Below are 17,350 nucleotides of genomic sequence, written 5' to 3' on the forward strand. Positions count from 1 at the left end.
CAGCCCCCTCGCGAGCGGGCGTACCGCGAAGGACGCCAAGTGAACCTCCGGTCGCCCGGCGGCTCACCTTCGCCATTCATGGGTTCGCTGCGCCGCCCGGCTGCCCGCGGGGCCCCGGGCCCAGGCCCGACCAAGAAGAAGAGGCGCTCAGCCCGGCCCGCTCAGGCGGCTGCTGATGTGCGGCCCGGTGGCGCCATCGAGGCCGCATTCCCACAGGCGCTCGGCGTCCAGCTCGTCGACGACACCTTCGGCGAAGACCTGCAGCGACAGGCCGTGCAGCAAGGTGACCGTGCCGCGCACGAAGGTGGCCCGGTTGTCGTCAGTGCCGACGCCACGCACGATGGAGGCGTCGAGCTTCACGTAGTCGAGGCCGGCCTCGAACAAGCGAGGGATCTGCCCGAGGCGCTCGCCGGCATGTTCAAGGCCCAGCTTCACGCCAATGGGTCGCAGCTGGCGGCTCAGCTCCTGGAGCAGGTGGAAGTGATCCACCGCGGCCGACTCGGCCACCTCCAGCCAGATCAGGCGCGCGGCGCGAGGTGCCGCCCACAGCAGCGCGCGCAGACGGGCGGCGAAGCTGCTGTCGGCCAGGGACGACGGCGACAGGTTCACGCAACGTGACTGGCCGTCGCGGGCAGCGTCGGCCAGCGCAAGCGCCAACGCGCGCTCGTCCACGTCCACGGTGAGTCGGCTGCGGATCGCCAGCGGCAGCCATCGTGCGGCCGGCTCCAGGGTGCCGCCCTCCTCCAGCTGCATGCGCAGCGGACACTCGAGGTGGATGAGCTGGTAGCGACGGTCGACGACCGGAAAGCTCATCAGGCGGACGCGGTCGTGCACCAGGGCCTCGCGGATGCGTTGGCGCCAGGCGCCCTCGCCCAGCAGCGCGACCGGCGGCGAGGCCTCGCTCGCGAGTTCGACGGAGAACGGGCCGTAGCTCTCGGCGCGCGCGAGCGCCGCATCGGCCATGCCCATGACCTGCGCGAGCTTCATGTCGCGGCGAAGTTCGACCGCGCCCAGCGCCACCGTCATCCCACTACCGATGGTCGGCAACACCAGGCGCAGCGCGTCGGCCAGGGCCTGTGCCGTCTCGCGCGCCACACCGGCCACCGGCAGGCACAGCGCGAAATCCGATCCGTTGAGGCGCCCGAGGAAGCAACCATCCACTCGCTCCGCATACGGCCGCAGCGATTGCGCAATCGACATCAGCATGCGGTCCGTGGCCGCGTGGCCCATGGCACGGTTCACGCCCGCCAGGTCGACGACACGCAAGAGCACGAGGCCGCCCTCGGCCGTGCCGTCTTCACGCTGCAGCGCGGCCCCCAACTGCCCGAGGAAGTGGGCGCGGTTCGACAAACCAGTGAGCGGGTCACAGTTGGCCTGCCGGTGCAGCACGTCGAGCTGCGCCGCCTGCGTCTGGAAGGCCACGCGCAGCCGCTCGACCATGGTGTTCATGGCCCGGGTCAGCCGCTGGAGCTCCGGCACGTTCGGTTCGGCGACGGTGACGAACTCGCCCTGCACCAGCGAGTGGGCCTGGCCGACGGTCGTATCGATCGGTTTGCGGATCCGGCGCACCACCACCGTTCCAAGCAGGCCGGCCAGCACGCCGACCGCGGCCAGCGCCAACGCGGTGCGCTGGCTGCTGCGCCACAGTTCGTCGAAGGCGAAAGCGTCCTGGCTCTCCACCTCCACGTGGCCGAGCGCCCGCCAGCCGTCGGAGACCTGGGCCTGGCCGGGCCGGGAGTCGATCGACACCAGGCGCACGAACCAGTCCGGCGCCTGCGCCGGCCCGACCGTCGCCTCGCGCACGAACTTCGGCTGACCATCCGCACCGACCAGCCGGATGCGGCGATAGAAACCCGTGTCGAACTGGGCCGACATCATCAGGTTCATCAGCTGCTCGTCGCCCTTCTGCTGCGACAGGGCAAGTGCCAGCGTCGTGGCGTTGTCCGCGTTCTTGAGTTGCAGTTGCGTCTCGAGGTAGGTGCGGGCCGATTCCACCGCAACGGTCACGCTGCCCAGGAAAGCGAGCAGGACCGTACCGAACATCAGCAACCAGATCTGGCGGATCAGCGACATGCGCGCTCCCTGTCGTGTGTTTGTCTCATTGAAACCCTTCCGCCTGCGCCTTCGCAAGCACTTCCCGCCACCGCGACAACCTCGCCACCGGATTTCCCGCCGGCTGGCTGCCCACACCTTGCCACAGGCCGTCGCCATTGAAACTGAACACCGGTGCCAGGTCCGGACGGCGCGACGCCGGGCGGATCTCGCCGATGAGGTTGTCCAGGATCAGGGGTTCGGCCTCAGGAGTGGGATGGTAGGCGAGGACCATGTGTGCCTGGACCGCACCTTGTGGACCGCCCACCTGGGCACGCACGTAGACGAGGCGCAGCCGGTTCACCGGCATGCCCAGGGTGACCAGCGTGAAGTACTTGGCGATGGCGAAGTCCTCGCAGTCGCCCTGTCCGCGTTGCAAGGTCTCGAAGGGACTGGCCCAGTAGTCGACCTGGTTCCAGACCTCGGTGTCGTCCCGGAACAGCACGCGGCGGTTGTAGAAGGTGTTCACCGCCTGCAGCCGGGCCGCATCGTCCAGTCCGTTGCTGCCGGCGAGCAACTGCTGAAGGGCCTGGGCGCCGGTGACCGCATTGGGTCCCAGCTTGCGCGCGGCGGCCGTCATGCGATCGGCATCCCAGGCGCGCGGCCCGTCGGCAAGGACCGCCAGGACCAATGCCAGCAGGCCGGCTGTCAGCGGTCGCCACGCCGCGACCCGGGACAGCAGGCCCGGGCGGAATGAACGCGACGGCGATGACAAGCGAACGGACGGCACACGGATCCCCGGGGCACCCGCCCCTCAAGGATTGTCGACAAATCCACCCGTGCCTGAAGCGGACTCTCCCTCGGCTTTGCGCGACCTCGGCTACTCTTCGGCAGTCAAACGATCAAGACGTGACTTACTGCCGGACAGGCCTTCATCCGTGGGGATCCTTCCCGATGGCACGCTCACTAAACTCGACCGACCGCGCTGTCGGCCCGCGTGGCCCCGGCCCCCAAGACCCATAGGATCCAGATGCGTTCAAGACAACCGGCCCTGCTGATTGCAATTGCCCTGTGCAGCGCAGGCGCCGCAACCGCCCAGACACCCGATGCGGCCCCGCTGCGCAGCGCGGTGCAGAAGGCCATCAACGCCAACCCCGACGTCACGTCGCGATTCAACGCCTACCGGGCTTCGGTCGACGCGGTCGATGCCGCGCGCGCAGGCTACCTGCCCCGCCTCGACCTGAACGCGAGCGGCGGTCGCGACCGCGACAGCATCGACAGCCGTACCCCCGAGACGCAATCCACCAACCGCGCCGGTGCATCGCTGACGCTGAGCCAGTTGCTGTGGGACGGCCTGGCCACTCGCAACGACGTCGGCCGCCTGGGCCACGAGCGCACTGCCCGCTATTTCGAGTTCCTGGACGCGGCCGAACAGACCGCGCTGGAGGCCGCGCGCGCCTACATCGACGTGCTGCGCTACCGGCGCCTCGTCCAGCTGGCCGAGGAGAACTTCGTTCAGCACCAGAGCGCGTTCAACCAGATCCAGTCGCGTTTCAAGGCGGGGGTGGGCCGGGGCGTCGACCTCGAACAGGCCGGGGCGCGCGTGGCGCTGGCCGAGTCCAACCTGAACACCGAGATCTCCAACCTCTACGACGTGTCGACGCGCTACCAGCGCATCGTGGGCGAGGTGCCGCCAGAGGCGCTGCCGATGCCGGGTGAGTTCAAGGCCGGTGTGCCGGGCTCGGTGAACGAAGCGGCCGACGAGGCGATCCGCCGCAGCCCCGCAATCAGCGCCAGCATCGAGGCGCTGCGCGCGGCACGCGCGCTCGCTTCCATCCGCGAAAGCGCGTATCAGCCGAAGGTCGAGGCGCGGTTGCGCGCCGGCGCCGGAAAGAACTTCGAAGGCGTGCGCGACCAGCGCAACGACACCACCGCCGAGGTGGTGCTGAACTGGAACCTCTTCAACGGCGGCGCCGACCAGGCGCGCATCCGCCAGCAGGTCAACCTCGTCAACCAGGCGGCCGACCTGCGCGACCGCGCCTGCCGCGACGTTCGCCAGACCGTGGCCATCGCCTTCAACGACACGCGCAAGCTCGTCGACCAGCTGCAGTTCCTGGACCGCAACACCCTGGCCATCTCGAAGGCGCGCGATGCCTATCGCCAGCAGTTCGACATCGGCCAGCGCAGCCTGCTGGACCTGCTCAACTCCGAGAACGAGCTCTACACCGCACAGCGCTCGTACGCGAACGCCGAGTTCGACTTGAGTCTGGCCTACGTGCGCACGCACGCCGCGCTCAACAAGCTGACGCCGTTGCTCGGTGTGACGCGCGACGCGCAGCCCCCGGAAGACGCCCAATCGTGGCAGGCCGGTGACGACCTGCCCGGCCGCTGCCCGGCCGAAGCGGTGCCCACCATGACCATGGACACCGTGCGCCTGCGCGAGCGTGCCGCCGCCATGACGGCGCCTCCTCCCGCAGCGGCCAATCCGACCTCCGCGCCGGCCGCAAGCACGGGGCCGGCGCCGAGTCCCGCCCGCCGGCCGAAGAACTGACCGGCCGCGGCCGCCCGCGGGTGGAGATCGGCAAAAGGGCCGCGTGAGCGGCCCTTCCTGAAACGCCCGAGCGCGCGGCCGGTCAGCGCTTGACCGGCGGCAGGTCGGTGCAGGCGCCCTCGAAGGCTTCGGCGGCCATGCCGATGCTCTCACCCAGGGTCGGGTGCGGATGGATGGTCTTGCCGATGTCCACGGCATCCGCGCCCATCTCGATGGCCAGGGCCACCTCGCCGATCATGTCGCCCGCATGGGTGCCGACGATGCCACCACCGACGATCTGGTGGGTTTCCTCGTCAAAGATCAGCTTGGTGAAGCCCTCGTCGCGACCGTTCGCGATGGCGCGGCCCGAGGCGTTCCAGGGGAAGTGGCCCTTGCGAACCTTCATGCCCTTGGCCCGCGCCTCGTCTTCGGTCACGCCCACCCACGCCACTTCGGGGTCGGTGTAGGCAACGCTCGGAATCACGCGGGCGTCGAACTCGGCCTTGTGGCCGGCGGCCACTTCGGCGGCCACATGGCCCTCGTGCACCGCCTTGTGTGCCAGCATGGGCTGGCCCACGATGTCCCCGATGGCGAAGATGTGCGGCACGTTGGTGCGCATCTGCCGGTCCACCGTGATGAAGCCGCGCTCGCCCACGGCGACACCGGCCTTCTCGGCGCCGATGCGCTTGCCGTTCGGCACACGGCCCACCGCCTGCAGCACGAGGTCGTACAGCTGCGGTTCCTTCGGTGCGCCCTCGCCCTCGAAGCTGACGCGAATGCCCTCGGGCGTCGCCTCGGCCCCGACGGTGCGGGTCTTCAGCATGATGTTGTCGAAGCGCGGGGCGTTCATCTTCTGCCAGACCTTGACCAGGTCGCGGTCGGCGCCGAGCATCAGGCTGTCCTGCATCTCGACGACATCGAGGCGGGCACCGAGCGTGCTGTACACCGTGCCCATCTCCAGGCCGATGATGCCGCCACCGATGACGAGCATGCGCTTGGGTTGCTGACGCAACTGCAGCGCGCCGGTGGACGTGACCACCCGCGGGTCGTCCTTCGGCAGGAAGGGCAGCTTCACCGCCTCCGAGCCGGCGGCGATCACCGCCTGCTTGAACTTGATCGTCTTCACGCTGCCATCGGCGGCGCGCACGCTCAGGTGATACGGATCGACGAACTCCCCGTCGCCCTGCACCACCGTCACCTTGCGCATCTTCGCCATGGCCGCGAGGCCACCGGTGAGCTTGCCGACGACCTTGTCCTTGTGGGCGCGCAGGCGGTCGAGGTCGATCTGCGGTTCACCGAAGCTCACCCCCAGAGAATCGAAGTGGCGCACCTCGTCCATGACCGCAGCCACGTGCAGCAAGGCCTTCGAGGGAATGCAGCCGACGTTCAGGCACACCCCACCCAGCGTGGCGAAGCGCTCGACCATCACCGTCTTCAAGCCGAGGTCGGCGGCACGGAAGGCGGCCGAGTAGCCGCCCGGGCCCCCGCCGAGCACCAGCAGTTCGCACTCCAGGTCGACGCTGCCGGCATGGGCCGGGGCGGCGGTCGGTGCGGCGGCCGGTGCCGGTGCAGGAGATGACGAGGCTGGCCCGGCCGGTGTCGGCGCGGCAGCCGCGGCAGGCGCTGTCTCGGCCGAACCAGCGGCTGCCTCCAGGGTCACGAGGGACGTGCCTTCGCGCACCTTGTCGCCCAGCTTCACGAGCACCTCCTTGACCGTGCCCGCCTGGGGCGACGGAATCTCCATCGAGGCCTTGTCGCTCTCGACGGTCACGAGGGACTGTTCGGCCTTGATGGTGTCACCGGGCTTGACCAGCAACTCAATGACGGCCACTTCGGAGAAATCGCCGATGTCCGGCACCTTGATGTCGATGAGCGACATGGGGTTGTCTTTCTGTGAGGGTGCGGAAGGCTTACAGCAGCACGCGGCGGAAGTCGCCGAGGATCTGCGCGAGGTAGGCGTTGAAGCGCGCCGCTGACGCGCCATCGATCACGCGGTGGTCCCAGCTGAGGCTGAGCGGCAGCATCAGGCGCGGCTGGAAGGCCTTGCCGTCCCACACCGGTTCCATGCTGGAACGGCACACACCCAGGATCGCCACCTCGGGCGCGTTGATGATGGGGGTGAAGTAGCGCCCGCCGATGCCTCCGAGCGAAGAGATCGAGAAGCAACCGCCGCTCATGTCGGCCGGGCTCAGCTTGCCGTCGCGTGCCTTGGCGGCCAGCGCATTCATCTCCTGGGAGATCTGCAGCACGCCCTTCTTGTCGGCATCCTTCAGCACGGGCACGACCAGTCCGTTCGGCGTATCAGCCGCGAACCCGACGTGGAAGTACTGCTTGAGCACGAGCTGCTCGCCTTCGAGCGAGGCGTTGAACTCCGGGAACTTCTTGAGCGCCGCTACGACCGCCTTGATGAGGAAGGCCAGCATCGTCACCTTCACGCCGGACTTCTCGTTCTCCTTGTTGAGCTGAACCCGGAAGGCCTCGAGCTCGGTGATGTCGGCATCGTCGTGGTTGGTGACGTGCGGGATCATCACCCAGTTGCGGTGCAGGTTGGCGGCCGAGATCTTCTTGATGCGCGACAGGTCGCGCCGCTCCACCGGGCCGAACTTCGCGAAGTCGACCTGAGGCCAGGGCAGCAGGCCGGGGAAGCCGGCGCCGCCACCTGCCGCGGCCGAAGCGGCAGGGGCGCGGGCCGCCTGCGCCTGGGTGCGCACGTCGCCGGCCATCACGCCCTTCACGAAGCCGTGGACGTCCTGCTGCGTGATGCGACCCTTGAGGCCCGAGCCCTTGACTTCCCCGAGCGGAACGCCGAGCTCGCGGGCCAGCTTGCGGATGCTGGGAGATGCATGGGGCAGGCGACCCGAAGGCGGCGGCGGCTCGGCCGCGGGCAGCGCGGCCGTCGGAACGACGCGTTCCACGGGCGGCGTGGACGGCTGCTGTCCAGCGGCCGCAGGCGCGGACGCAGGCGCAGATGCAGACGCTTGCGCCGCAGCAGGTGCGGGGGCCGCTGCCGCCGGGGCGCCGCCACCGGACACTTCCAGAATGGCCAGCACGCTGCCCTGGCTGACCTTGTCACCCAATTGCACGCGGACTTCCTTGACCACGCCGGCGTGAGACGAGGGGATTTCCATCGAGGCCTTGTCGCTCTCGACGGTCACCACGCTCTGCTCGGCCTTGAGCGTGTCGCCGGCCTTGATGAACACCTCGATGACCGACACGTCCTTCGAGTCGCCGATGTCCGGCACGGCGATCTCGATGGTGCGCGTGCCGCCTGCTGCGGGCGCCGGGGACGGCGCCGCCGGTGCCGGGGCTGCTGCAGTCGCGGGAGCTGCCGCTGCAGCGGCCACCGGTGCGGCAGCGGGTGCAGCAGGAGCAGGAGCCGCAGCGGCATCGCTCTCCACCGTCAGCACGATCGTGCCTTCGCTGACCTTGTCACCGAGCTTGACCTTCAGTTCCTTCACGACGCCCGCGGCGCCGGAGGGAATTTCCATCGAGGCCTTGTCGCTCTCGACCGTCAGCAGGGACTGGTCCACCTTGATCGTGTCGCCGGACTTGACCAGCAGCTCGATCACCTCGACCTCCTTGAAGTCGCCGATATCCGGGACCTTGACTTCGACCAATGCCATGTTGTTCTCCGATTCTTCTGGTCGTTCAGGCGTAGAGCGGGTTGATCTTGTCGGCCTTGATGTCGTACTTGGCAATCGCCTCGGCGACCTTCGCCGCGGGGACGGTGCCCTCCTCGGCCAGCGCCTTCAGTGCGGCCACCACGATGTAGTGACGGTTCACCTCGAAGTGCTCGCGCAGCTTGCTGCGGAAGTCGCTGCGGCCGAAGCCGTCGGTACCGAGCACCTTGTAGGTACGGCCCTTCGGAATGAAGGCGCGGATCTGATCCGCGTAGCTCTTCATGTAGTCGGTCGAGGCGACGACCGGCCCGGCGTGCGGGTCGAGCTGCTGGGTGACGAAGGGCACGCGCGGCTTGTCGGTCGGGTGGAGCAGGTTCCAGCGTTCGGCGTCCTGTCCGTCGCGGGCCAGTTCGTTGAAGCTCGGGCAGCTCCACACGTTGGCGGCCACACCCCATTCGGTTTCGAGCAGCTCCTTGGCCGCGATCGACTCGCGCAGGATGGTGCCGCTGCCGAGCAGGTTGACCCGCGGCGTCTTCTTGGCCCCGGCCTGCAGCAGGTACATGCCCTTGATGATCTGCTCTTCGGTGCCGGCCGTCAGGCCCGGCATGGCGTAGTTCTCGTTGAGCAGCGTGAGGTAGAAGAACACGTTCTCCTGGCGCTCGACCATGCGCTTCAGGCCGTGGTGCAGGATCACGCCCACTTCGTGCGCGAAGCTCGGGTCGTAGCTGATGCAGTTCGGGATGGTGCCCGCGAGGATGTGGCTGTGGCCGTCCTCGTGCTGCAGGCCTTCGCCGTTGAGCGTCGTGCGGCCCGAGGTGCCGCCGAGCAGGAAGCCACGTGCCTGCATGTCGCCGGCCGCCCAGGCCAGGTCGCCCACGCGCTGGAAGCCGAACATCGAGTAGTACACGTAGAACGGGATCATGATCCGGTTGTTCGTCGCGTACGACGTGGCCGCGGCGATCCAGCTGCTCATGCCGCCGGCCTCGTTGATGCCTTCCTGCAGGATCTGGCCGGCCTTGTCCTCTCGGTAGTACATGACCTGGTCCTTGTCGACCGGGGTGTACAGCTGGCCCTGCGGGTTGTAGATGCCGATCTGGCGGAAGAGGCCTTCCATGCCGAAGGTGCGCGCTTCGTCGACCAGGATGGGCACCGTGCGCGGGCCGAGCTCCTTGTCGCGCAGCAGTTGCGTGAGGAAGCGGACGTAAGCCTGCGTCGTCGAGATCTCGCGGCCTTCGGCGGTCGGCTCGAGCACGGCCTTGAAGGTCTCGAGCGGCGGCACGGTGAACTGCTCCTCGGCCTTGGGGCGGCGCTGCGGCAGGTAGCCGCCGAGCGCCTTGCGGCGCTCGTGGAGGTAGCGCATCTCGGGCGTATCGTCGGCCGGCTTGTAGAACGGCACCTCGGCGATCTTGTCGTCGGGGATGGGGATGTTGAAGCGGTCGCGGAAGACCTTCACGTCCTCGTCGACCATCTTCTTGGTCTGGTGCGCGGTGTTCTTGCCTTCGCCCGTCTTGCCCATGCCGAAGCCCTTGACCGTCTTGATCAGGAGCACCGTCGGCTGGCCCTTGTGGTTCACGGCGCGGTGGTAGGCGGCGTACACCTTCTGCGGGTCGTGGCCGCCTCGGTTCAGGCGCCAGATGTCATCGTCGCTCAGCTTGGAGACCATCTCCAGCAGCTTCGGATGGCGGCCGAAGAAATTCTTGCGCACGAAGGCGCCATCGTTCGCCTTGAAGGCCTGGTAGTCACCGTCGACGGTGTCCATCATCACCTTGCGCAGCAGCTCGTCCTTGTCGCGGGCGAGCAGCGGATCCCAGTAGCTGCCCCAGAGCAGCTTGATGACGTTCCAGCCGGAGCCGCGGAACTCGCCTTCGAGTTCCTGGATGATCTTGCCATTGCCGCGCACCGGGCCGTCCAGGCGCTGCAGGTTGCAGTTGACGACGAAGATGAGGTTGTCGAGCTTCTCGCGGGCGGCCAGGCCGATCGCGCCCAGCGATTCCGGCTCGTCCATCTCGCCGTCGCCGCAGAAGACCCACACCTTGCGCTTGGAGGTGTCGGCGATGCCACGGGCGTGCAGGTACTTGAGGAAGCGCGCCTGGTAGATGGCCATCAGCGGCCCGAGGCCCATCGAGACGGTAGGGAACTGCCAGAACTCGGGCATCAACTTCGGGTGCGGGTAGCTCGAGATGCCCTTGCCGTCGACTTCCTGGCGGAAGTTGTTGAGCTGCTCCTCGGTGATGCGGCCTTCCATGAAGGCGCGGGCATAGATGCCCGGAGAGGAGTGCCCCTGGATGTACAGCAGGTCACCGCCGTGCGTTTCATCGGCGGCATGCCAGAAGTGGTTGAAGCCGGCGCCGAACATGGTGGCCAGCGACGCGAACGAGGAGATGTGACCGCCCAGGTCGCCACCGTCAGCAGGGTGCAGCCGGTTCGCGCGGACGACCATCGCCATCGCGTTCCAGCGCATGTAGGCGCGAAGGCGCTCTTCCATCTCGAGGTTGCCGGGGCAGCGCTCTTCCTGGTCCGCGGGGATGGTGTTGACGTAGGCCGTGTTGGCCGAGAACGGCATGTCGATGCCGACCTGGCGCGCATGGTCGATCAGCTGCTCGAGGAGGAAGTGCGCTCGCTCGCCACCTTCGGTCTCGATGAGCGCCGACAGCGCGTCGAGCCACTCGCGGGTTTCCTGGGAATCGGCGTCGTTGGCAGACGCGCCCAAGAAGGATTCAGGCAGGGCCGACATGCATCTCTCCTATTTCACGGTTCTGAAGGTGGCGCGGAGTGTCGCACAGGGTTGAGCAATTCTCAAATGGCGCAAGTTGCTTTCATATAATGGAATTCATCTCTCGCCCTAGTCGTTCTCCCCATGTCGCAATGCGAAGCGGCACGGCGGCTTCCGCGGCGGCCACCCTCGATAATCCGCCGATGCAGCCTGCGAAAGAAGTTTCTGTTCCGTCCCACCCTGGCGACGACTTGGCCAAGCGCCTTTTCGGGACGTGGTGGCGCCGCCAATCCCCGTCCCGCCAGGATCGCTACGCCACGCTGGGCCCCCTGGTGTCAGTGCTCCTGTTCCTTGCCGCGATCATCTCGGCCTTCTGGTACCTCCGCAATGAGGAACTGGAGCGGGAGCAGGAATCGGTCAAGCGAGACACCGAGATCGCCCAGCAGCAGGTGCGCCTGCGCCTGATCGAGAGCCAGGAGCAGCTCATCCGCATGGCGCGCGAGATCGCCACGCGAACCATCAAGCCCGAGGGCTTCCCCCAGCCGGCGGCCGGCTTCGCCCGCGAGCGGCCCGAGATCACCCACCTGCTGTGGGTCGATGCCCAGCGCAACCGGCGTGCGAGCTACTCCAGCGCCAACATGCACATGCAGGTGGAGAGCACGCCGGAAGAGCTGGAGCGCACGCAGCCGCGGCCGGGCCTGGAACGGGCACCCGAACGGGCCTTCGAGGCGACCCAGCAGCTGCGCTACCCAACCTACTCCGCGCCCTACCAGAACAGCTTCGGCGCCTGGGTGTTCCAGTTGCAGGTGCCCCTGATCGACAGCAACCGCTTCGCCGGCACGCTCATTGCCGAGTATTCGGTGGAGGCGCTGGTGCGCTATTTCATCCCGTCCGACGTGGCGAACCGCCATGCCGTGAGCGTGATCGACTCCGACAACAGGGTGCTCTCCAGTACGGTGATGCTGCCGCCGGGCCAGGTGCTGCGCCCGCCCTCCATCCTCTACGACGTGCCGCTCGCGCCGGCCGGCAACGGCCTCAAGCTGCGCGTGCACGGCTACCGCACCTCCATCGGCCTCATCAGCAACACGCTCTTCTGGATGGTGGCCGCCCTCAGCACGCTGACGGTCTGGATGCTGCTCGGCACCTGGCGCCACATGCGGCGCCGGTTGCAGATGCAGAACACGCTCATCAGTGAGACGAACTTCCGCCGGGCGATGGAGAACTCCATGCTGACCGGCATGCGCGCCATGGACATGGAAGGGCGCATCACCTACGTGAACCCCGCCTTCTGCGCCATGACCGGGTTCAACGAGCAGGACCTGCTCGGCCACCTGCCGCCCTTCCCCCACTGGCCGCCCGACCGCCACGACGAGAACATGCGCCTGCTTCAGCAGGAGCTGCAGGGGCGAAGCCCCGCGGGCGGCATCGAGGTGAAGGCCATGCGCAAGGACGGCAGCCTGTTCGACGCCCGCATGTACGTCTCGCCCCTGATCGACCCGCGCGGCGTGCAGACCGGCTGGATGACCTCGATGACCAACATCACCGAGGCCAAGCGGGTGCGCGACCAGCTCACCGCGTCGCACGAACGCTTCACCACCGTGCTCGAAGGACTCGACGCGGCGGTGTCCGTGCTGTCGGTGCAGCAGGGCGAACTGCTGTTCGCCAACCGGTCGTATCGTCTCTGGTTCGGCGCGGACGCGCGCGGTCACGCCACCCTGGCCGGCGCTGACTCCGGACCGGTGCAGATGGGCGACTACGGCGACTCCGTCGACAGCTTCGGCGGTCTGCCCACCCAGGAACTCACCGAGGCCGGATCCGACCCGCGCGAGGTGTTCGTCGAACCCCTGCAGAAGTGGTTCGACGTGCGCGCGCGCTACCTGCAATGGACTGACGGCCGCCTCGCCCAGATGCTGATCGCCACCGACATCACGAGCCGCCGGCACGCCGAATCCCAGGCGCAGCAGCAGGCCGAGAAGGCCCAGGTGACGAGCCGCCTCGTGACCATGGGCGAGATGGCGTCCTCGGTGGCGCACGAACTGAACCAGCCGCTCACTGCCATCACCAACTACTGCAACGGCATGGTGTCGCGGGTGAAGTCGGATGCGATCGAGAAGCCCGACCTGATCGCGGCGCTCGAGAAGACGGCCAAGCAGGCCGAGCGGGCGGCCCAGATCATCCGCCGCATCCGCGCTTTCGTGAAGCGCAGCGAGCCGCGCCGCGAGCCGTCGCAGGCGGCCAGCATCGTGGACGAATCGGTGGACCTGGCCGGCATCGAACTGCGCCGCCGCAACGTGGCACTGCACGTCTATGTGGCGCAACGACTGCCCACCCTGATGGTCGACCCGATCCTCATCGAGCAGGTGTTGCTGAACCTGCTGAAGAACGCGGCGGAAGCCATCGACTCGGCCGGTCTGCCCTTGCCCCGGCGCAACATCGAGCTGCGGGTGATCCCCCGACACACGCCCGAGGAGGGCGGCGTGATCGAGTTCGCCGTCACCGATTCCGGGCCTGGCCTGAAGGAGGAAGTGCTCGGGCGCCTGTACGAAGCCTTCTTCTCGACGAAGGTCGAAGGCCTCGGCATCGGCCTCAGTCTGTGCCGTTCGATCATCGAGAGTCACCGGGGCCGGATCCGTGCCGAGAACTTATACAATGGGAACACCGTGGTCGGTTGCCGTTTCAGCTTCACGCTGCCCGTCGAAACCGCCAAATCTCCCGGCCTTGAAACAGCCTTGACCTGAGCCCCGAATTCATGAGCTTGATTCCGAAAAAAGGCACTGTGTACGTTGTCGACGATGACGAGGCCGTGCGAGATTCGCTCCAATGGCTGCTTGAGGGCAAGGACTACCGGGTGAAGTGCTTCGATTCCTCCGAAGCCTTCCTGTCCCGCTTCGATCCTCGCGAGGTGGCCTGCCTCATCGCCGACATCCGCATGGACGGCATGAGCGGGCTGGAACTGCAGGACCGGCTCCTCGAGCGCAAGTCGCCCCTGCCGGTCGTCTTCATCACGGGCCACGGCGACGTGCCCATGGCCGTCACGACCATGAAGAAGGGCGCGATGGACTTCATCGAGAAGCCGTTCAAGGAAGAGCAACTGCTGAACCTCGTCGAACGCATGCTCGACCAGGCCCGCAGCGCCTTCTCGCACCACCAGGAAGCCGCCAGCCGCGATGCCCTGCTGTCGCGCCTGACCACCCGCGAGTCGCAGGTGCTCGAGCGCATCGTCGCCGGCCGCCTGAACAAACAGATCGCCGACGACCTGGGCATCAGCATCAAGACGGTGGAAGCGCACCGCGCCAACATCATGGAAAAGCTCAACGCCAACACCGTGGCCGATCTGCTCAAGATCGCCCTGGGCGCGCAGTCCAAGGGCTGAGCCCCGTCTCCCATCCAAGGGCCGCTTCGCAGCGGCCCTTTTTACTTGCATCATCGAACCGAGAGGACCCGCCCATGACCACCGCCCGCCTGATCGACGGCACTGCCCTGTCCAAGCAAATCCGCGCCGAGGTGGCCACCCGCGCGGCCGCCCTCACCGCCCGCGGCCACCAGCCCGGCCTGGCCGTGATCCTGGTGGGCGAGGACCCCGCCAGTCAGGTCTACGTGCGCAACAAGGTCAAGGCCTGCGAAGAGCACGGCCTGCGTTCGGTGTTCGAGAAGTACGACGCCACGCTGTCCGAAGCCGACCTGCTGGCGCGCATCGCTGCCTTGAACGCCGACCGCAGCATCCACGGCATCCTGGTGCAGATGCCCTTGCCCAAGCACATCGACTCGGCCAAGGTGATCGAGGCCATCGACACCCGCAAGGACGTCGACGGCTATTCCGTGCTCAGCGCCGGCGAGCTCATGGCCGGCCTGCCCGGCTTCCGGCCCTGCACCCCCTACGGCTGCATGAAGCTCATCGAGTCGACCGGCTTCGACCTGCGCGGCAAGCATGCGGTGGTGATCGGGCGCAGCAACACCGTGGGCAAGCCCATGGCGCTGCTGCTGCTGCAGGCCAACGCCACCGTCACCGTCTGCCACAGCGCCACCGCCGACCTCGGTTATCACACCCGCCAAGCCGACGTGATCGTTGCCGCCGTCGGTCGCCGGAACACCTTGACGGCCGACATGGTCAAGCCCGGCGCCATCGTCATCGACGTCGGCATGAACCGCAACGACGAAGGCAAGCTGTGCGGCGACGTCGACTTCGCCGGCGTCTCGCAGGTGGCCTCGGCCATCACGCCGGTGCCTGGCGGCGTCGGACCCATGACGATCACGATGTTGCTCGTGAACACCATCGAGGCCGCGGAACGCGAAGCGGCACAATGAGTCGAACCGCTGCTGCCTGAGCGCCGGCTTCCCATGACGGAGTCCGGATCAGGCCCATCCCTGCTTCAGAAAGGCTCCGCATGACCAACCCGCTGCTCGCCCGTCACGACCTGCCGCCCTTCGCCGACATCCGCCCGGAACACGTCGGCCCGGCCATCTCGGCGCTTCTGGCCGAAGCCAACGCCGCGCTCGAACAGGTCACGAGCGACGCAGTGCCGGCCGACTACGACGCCATGTCGGCCGTGCTGGACGTCGCCACCGAGCGCCTCGGACGGGCCTGGGGCGCCGTGGGCCACCTGAACGCGGTGGCGGACAACCCCGCGCTGCGGGCGGCCTACAACGAAAGCCTGCCGCTCGTCACCGAGTTCCACACCCGCCTCGGCGCCGACGAGCGCCTGTACGCCAAATACAAGGCGATCGCCGCCAGCCCGGCCGCGAAGTCGCTCAACCCGGCCCGGCAACGCGCGCTCTCCAATGCCATGCGCGATTTCGTGCTGTCGGGCGCCGAACTCCAGGGAGCCGATCGGGAGCGCTACGCCGCGATCCAGGACCGCCAGGCCGCGCTGTCGCAGAGCTTTTCCGAGCACGTGCTCGACGCGACCGACGGCTTCAGCTGCTTCGTGACCGAGGCCGAGCTCGCGGGCGTTCCCGAGGACGTGAAGGCGGCCACCCGTGCGGCCGCCGAAGCCGAGGGCCAGGCCGGGCACAAGCTGACCCTGCACCTGCCCAACTACCTGCCGGTGATGCAGTACGGCGAGAACCGCGCGCTCCGTGAGCGCCTCTACACGGCCTATGCCACCCGGGCCAGCGACCTGGGCAAGCCCGAGGTCGACAACAGCGCCGTGATGCGCGAACTGCTCGCACTTCGGCAGGAAGAGGCGCGCCTGCTCGGCTACGCCAACTTCGCCGAAGTGTCGCTGGTGCCCAAGATGGCCAACTCGCCCGACGAAGTGATCACCTTTCTGCGCGATCTCGCGCGCCGTGCACGTCCCTACGCCCAGCGGGACCTGGCCGAGGTCCGCGAGTTCGCCGCCGCCGAGCTGGGTCTGCCCGACCTGCAGGCCTGGGACCTGGCCTATGCCAGCGAGAAGCTCAAGGAGCGCCGCTACGCCTTCAGCGACCAGGAAGTCAAACCGTACTTCACCGAGACCAAGGTGCTGCAAGGCCTGTTCGGCATCATCGAAACGCTGTTCGAGGTCAGCATCCGGCCCGACACCGCACCCGTCTGGCATCCGACCGTCCGCTTCTTCCGGATCGAACGCGCGGGGCAACTCGTCGGCCAGTTCTACCTCGACCCGTACGCCCGTTCCGGCAAGCGCCCCGGCGCCTGGATGGACGACGTGCGCGGCCGCTGGGCCCGTCCGGAGGGCAGCACCCAGACCCCGGTCGCCCACCTCGTGTGCAACTTCGCCTCGCCGGTGAACGGCAAGCCGGCGCTGCTGACGCACGACGACGTGACCACCCTCTTCCACGAGTTCGGGCACGGCCTGCACCACATGCTCACGCAAGTGGCCGACATGGGCGTGGCGGGCATCTCCGGCGTCGAGTGGGATGCGGTCGAGCTGCCCAGCCAGTTCATGGAGAACTTCTGCTGGGAATGGGAGGTGCTCAAGCACCTGACCGCTCACGTCGACACCGGCGAACCCCTGCCCCGGGCGCTCTACGACAAGATGCTGGCGGCCAAGAATTTCCAGAGCGGGCTGCAGACCCTGCGTCAGGTGGAGTTCTCCCTGTTCGACATGCGCATCCATGCGGAGCCGGGCAGCGAGGACCGCATCCAGCAGGTGCTCGACGAAGTCCGGGCCGAGGTGGCCGTGGTCAAGCCGCCGGCGTTCAATCGGTTCCAGCACGGCTTCTCGCACATCTTCGCCGGCGGCTACGCGGCGGGCTACTACAGCTACAAATGGGCCGAGGTGCTGAGCGCCGACGCCTGGAGCGCCTTCGAGGAGACCGGCACCTTGAACCCCGAGACCGGGCGCCGCTACCGTCAGGCCATCCTGGAAGTGGGCGGCAGCCGCCCCGCGCTCGAGAGCTTCAAGGCCTTCCGCGGCCGGGAGCCACGCATCGACGCCCTGTTACGTCACCAGGGCATGGCTTGATACAGTGCGGCCAGAGCCTTTCCCGCTGTCCCCTTTCCTTCCGGAGCCACCG

10 protein-coding genes are annotated in these 17,350 nt (G+C 67.7%); 5 read left to right on the plus strand and 5 right to left on the minus strand.

Going from position 1 to position 17,350, the window contains the following annotated elements; all coding sequences use genetic code 11:
• Nucleotides 1-147: 147 nt before the first annotated feature.
• Both ACSQ2F_RS11370 and ACSQ2F_RS11375 read right to left on the minus strand, forming a co-directional pair.
• A complete protein-coding gene (locus ACSQ2F_RS11370) occupies nt 148-2,073 on the minus strand; it encodes a bifunctional diguanylate cyclase/phosphodiesterase (protein WP_436022795.1) in 1,926 nt (641 codons plus the stop codon).
• A 25-nt stretch (nt 2,074-2,098) separates the two neighbouring features.
• Nucleotides 2,099-2,806, minus strand: a complete 708-nt coding sequence (locus tag ACSQ2F_RS11375) for a transglutaminase-like cysteine peptidase (RefSeq protein WP_436022797.1) — start codon at nt 2,804-2,806, stop codon at nt 2,099-2,101.
• 255 nt (nt 2,807-3,061) lie between these two features.
• Between ACSQ2F_RS11375 and ACSQ2F_RS11380 the strand changes: the two genes are divergently transcribed.
• A complete protein-coding gene (locus ACSQ2F_RS11380) occupies nt 3,062-4,582 on the plus strand; it encodes a TolC family outer membrane protein (RefSeq protein WP_436022799.1) in 1,521 nt (506 codons plus the stop codon).
• A gap of 82 nt (nt 4,583-4,664) precedes the next feature.
• Here ACSQ2F_RS11380 and lpdA read toward each other — a convergent pair whose 3' ends face one another.
• From lpdA to aceE, 3 genes are read right to left on the minus strand one after another with little or no spacing between them, the layout of a single operon-like run.
• Entirely contained in the window at nt 4,665-6,440 is a 1,776-nt protein-coding gene (gene lpdA, locus ACSQ2F_RS11385) for a dihydrolipoyl dehydrogenase (RefSeq protein ID WP_436022801.1), read from the minus strand.
• 31 nt (nt 6,441-6,471) lie between these two features.
• Nucleotides 6,472-8,184: a dihydrolipoyllysine-residue acetyltransferase gene (gene aceF / locus ACSQ2F_RS11390; protein ID WP_436022803.1), complete on the minus strand. Its 1,713-nt coding sequence runs from the start codon at nt 8,182-8,184 to the stop codon at nt 6,472-6,474.
• Nucleotides 8,185-8,209: 25 nt separating this feature from the next.
• Nucleotides 8,210-10,915 carry a pyruvate dehydrogenase (acetyl-transferring), homodimeric type gene (gene aceE / locus ACSQ2F_RS11395; protein WP_436022805.1) on the minus strand — a complete coding sequence of 902 codons (2,706 nt, stop codon included), beginning with the start codon at nt 10,913-10,915 and terminating at the stop codon, nt 8,210-8,212.
• A 182-nt stretch (nt 10,916-11,097) separates the two neighbouring features.
• Here aceE and ACSQ2F_RS11400 point away from each other — a divergent pair, with 182 nt between their 5' ends.
• From ACSQ2F_RS11400 to ACSQ2F_RS11415, 4 genes are all read left to right on the plus strand, one after another.
• Nucleotides 11,098-13,632 carry a PAS domain S-box protein gene (locus ACSQ2F_RS11400; protein WP_436022807.1) on the plus strand — a complete coding sequence of 845 codons (2,535 nt, stop codon included), beginning with the start codon at nt 11,098-11,100 and terminating at the stop codon, nt 13,630-13,632.
• Nucleotides 13,633-13,643: 11 nt separating this feature from the next.
• Nucleotides 13,644-14,267 (plus strand): response regulator transcription factor, encoded by a 624-nt coding sequence (locus ACSQ2F_RS11405; RefSeq protein ID WP_436022809.1) that lies wholly within the window; start codon nt 13,644-13,646, stop codon nt 14,265-14,267.
• Between the two features lie 74 nt (nt 14,268-14,341).
• Complete coding sequence (folD, locus tag ACSQ2F_RS11410) at nt 14,342-15,199, plus strand: bifunctional methylenetetrahydrofolate dehydrogenase/methenyltetrahydrofolate cyclohydrolase FolD (RefSeq protein WP_436022811.1); 858 nt, start codon at nt 14,342-14,344, stop codon at nt 15,197-15,199.
• 80 nt (nt 15,200-15,279) lie between these two features.
• The gene (locus ACSQ2F_RS11415) at nt 15,280-17,298 is read left to right on the plus strand and encodes a M3 family metallopeptidase (protein WP_436022813.1); all 2,019 of its coding nucleotides are present in this window, start codon (nt 15,280-15,282) and stop codon (nt 17,296-17,298) included.
• Nucleotides 17,299-17,350: the final 52 nt, after the last annotated feature.

The sequence above is a fragment of the Rhizobacter sp. LjRoot28 genome, from assembly GCF_964253025.1.
Taxonomy (GTDB): Bacteria; Pseudomonadota; Gammaproteobacteria; order Burkholderiales; family Burkholderiaceae_C; genus Rhizobacter.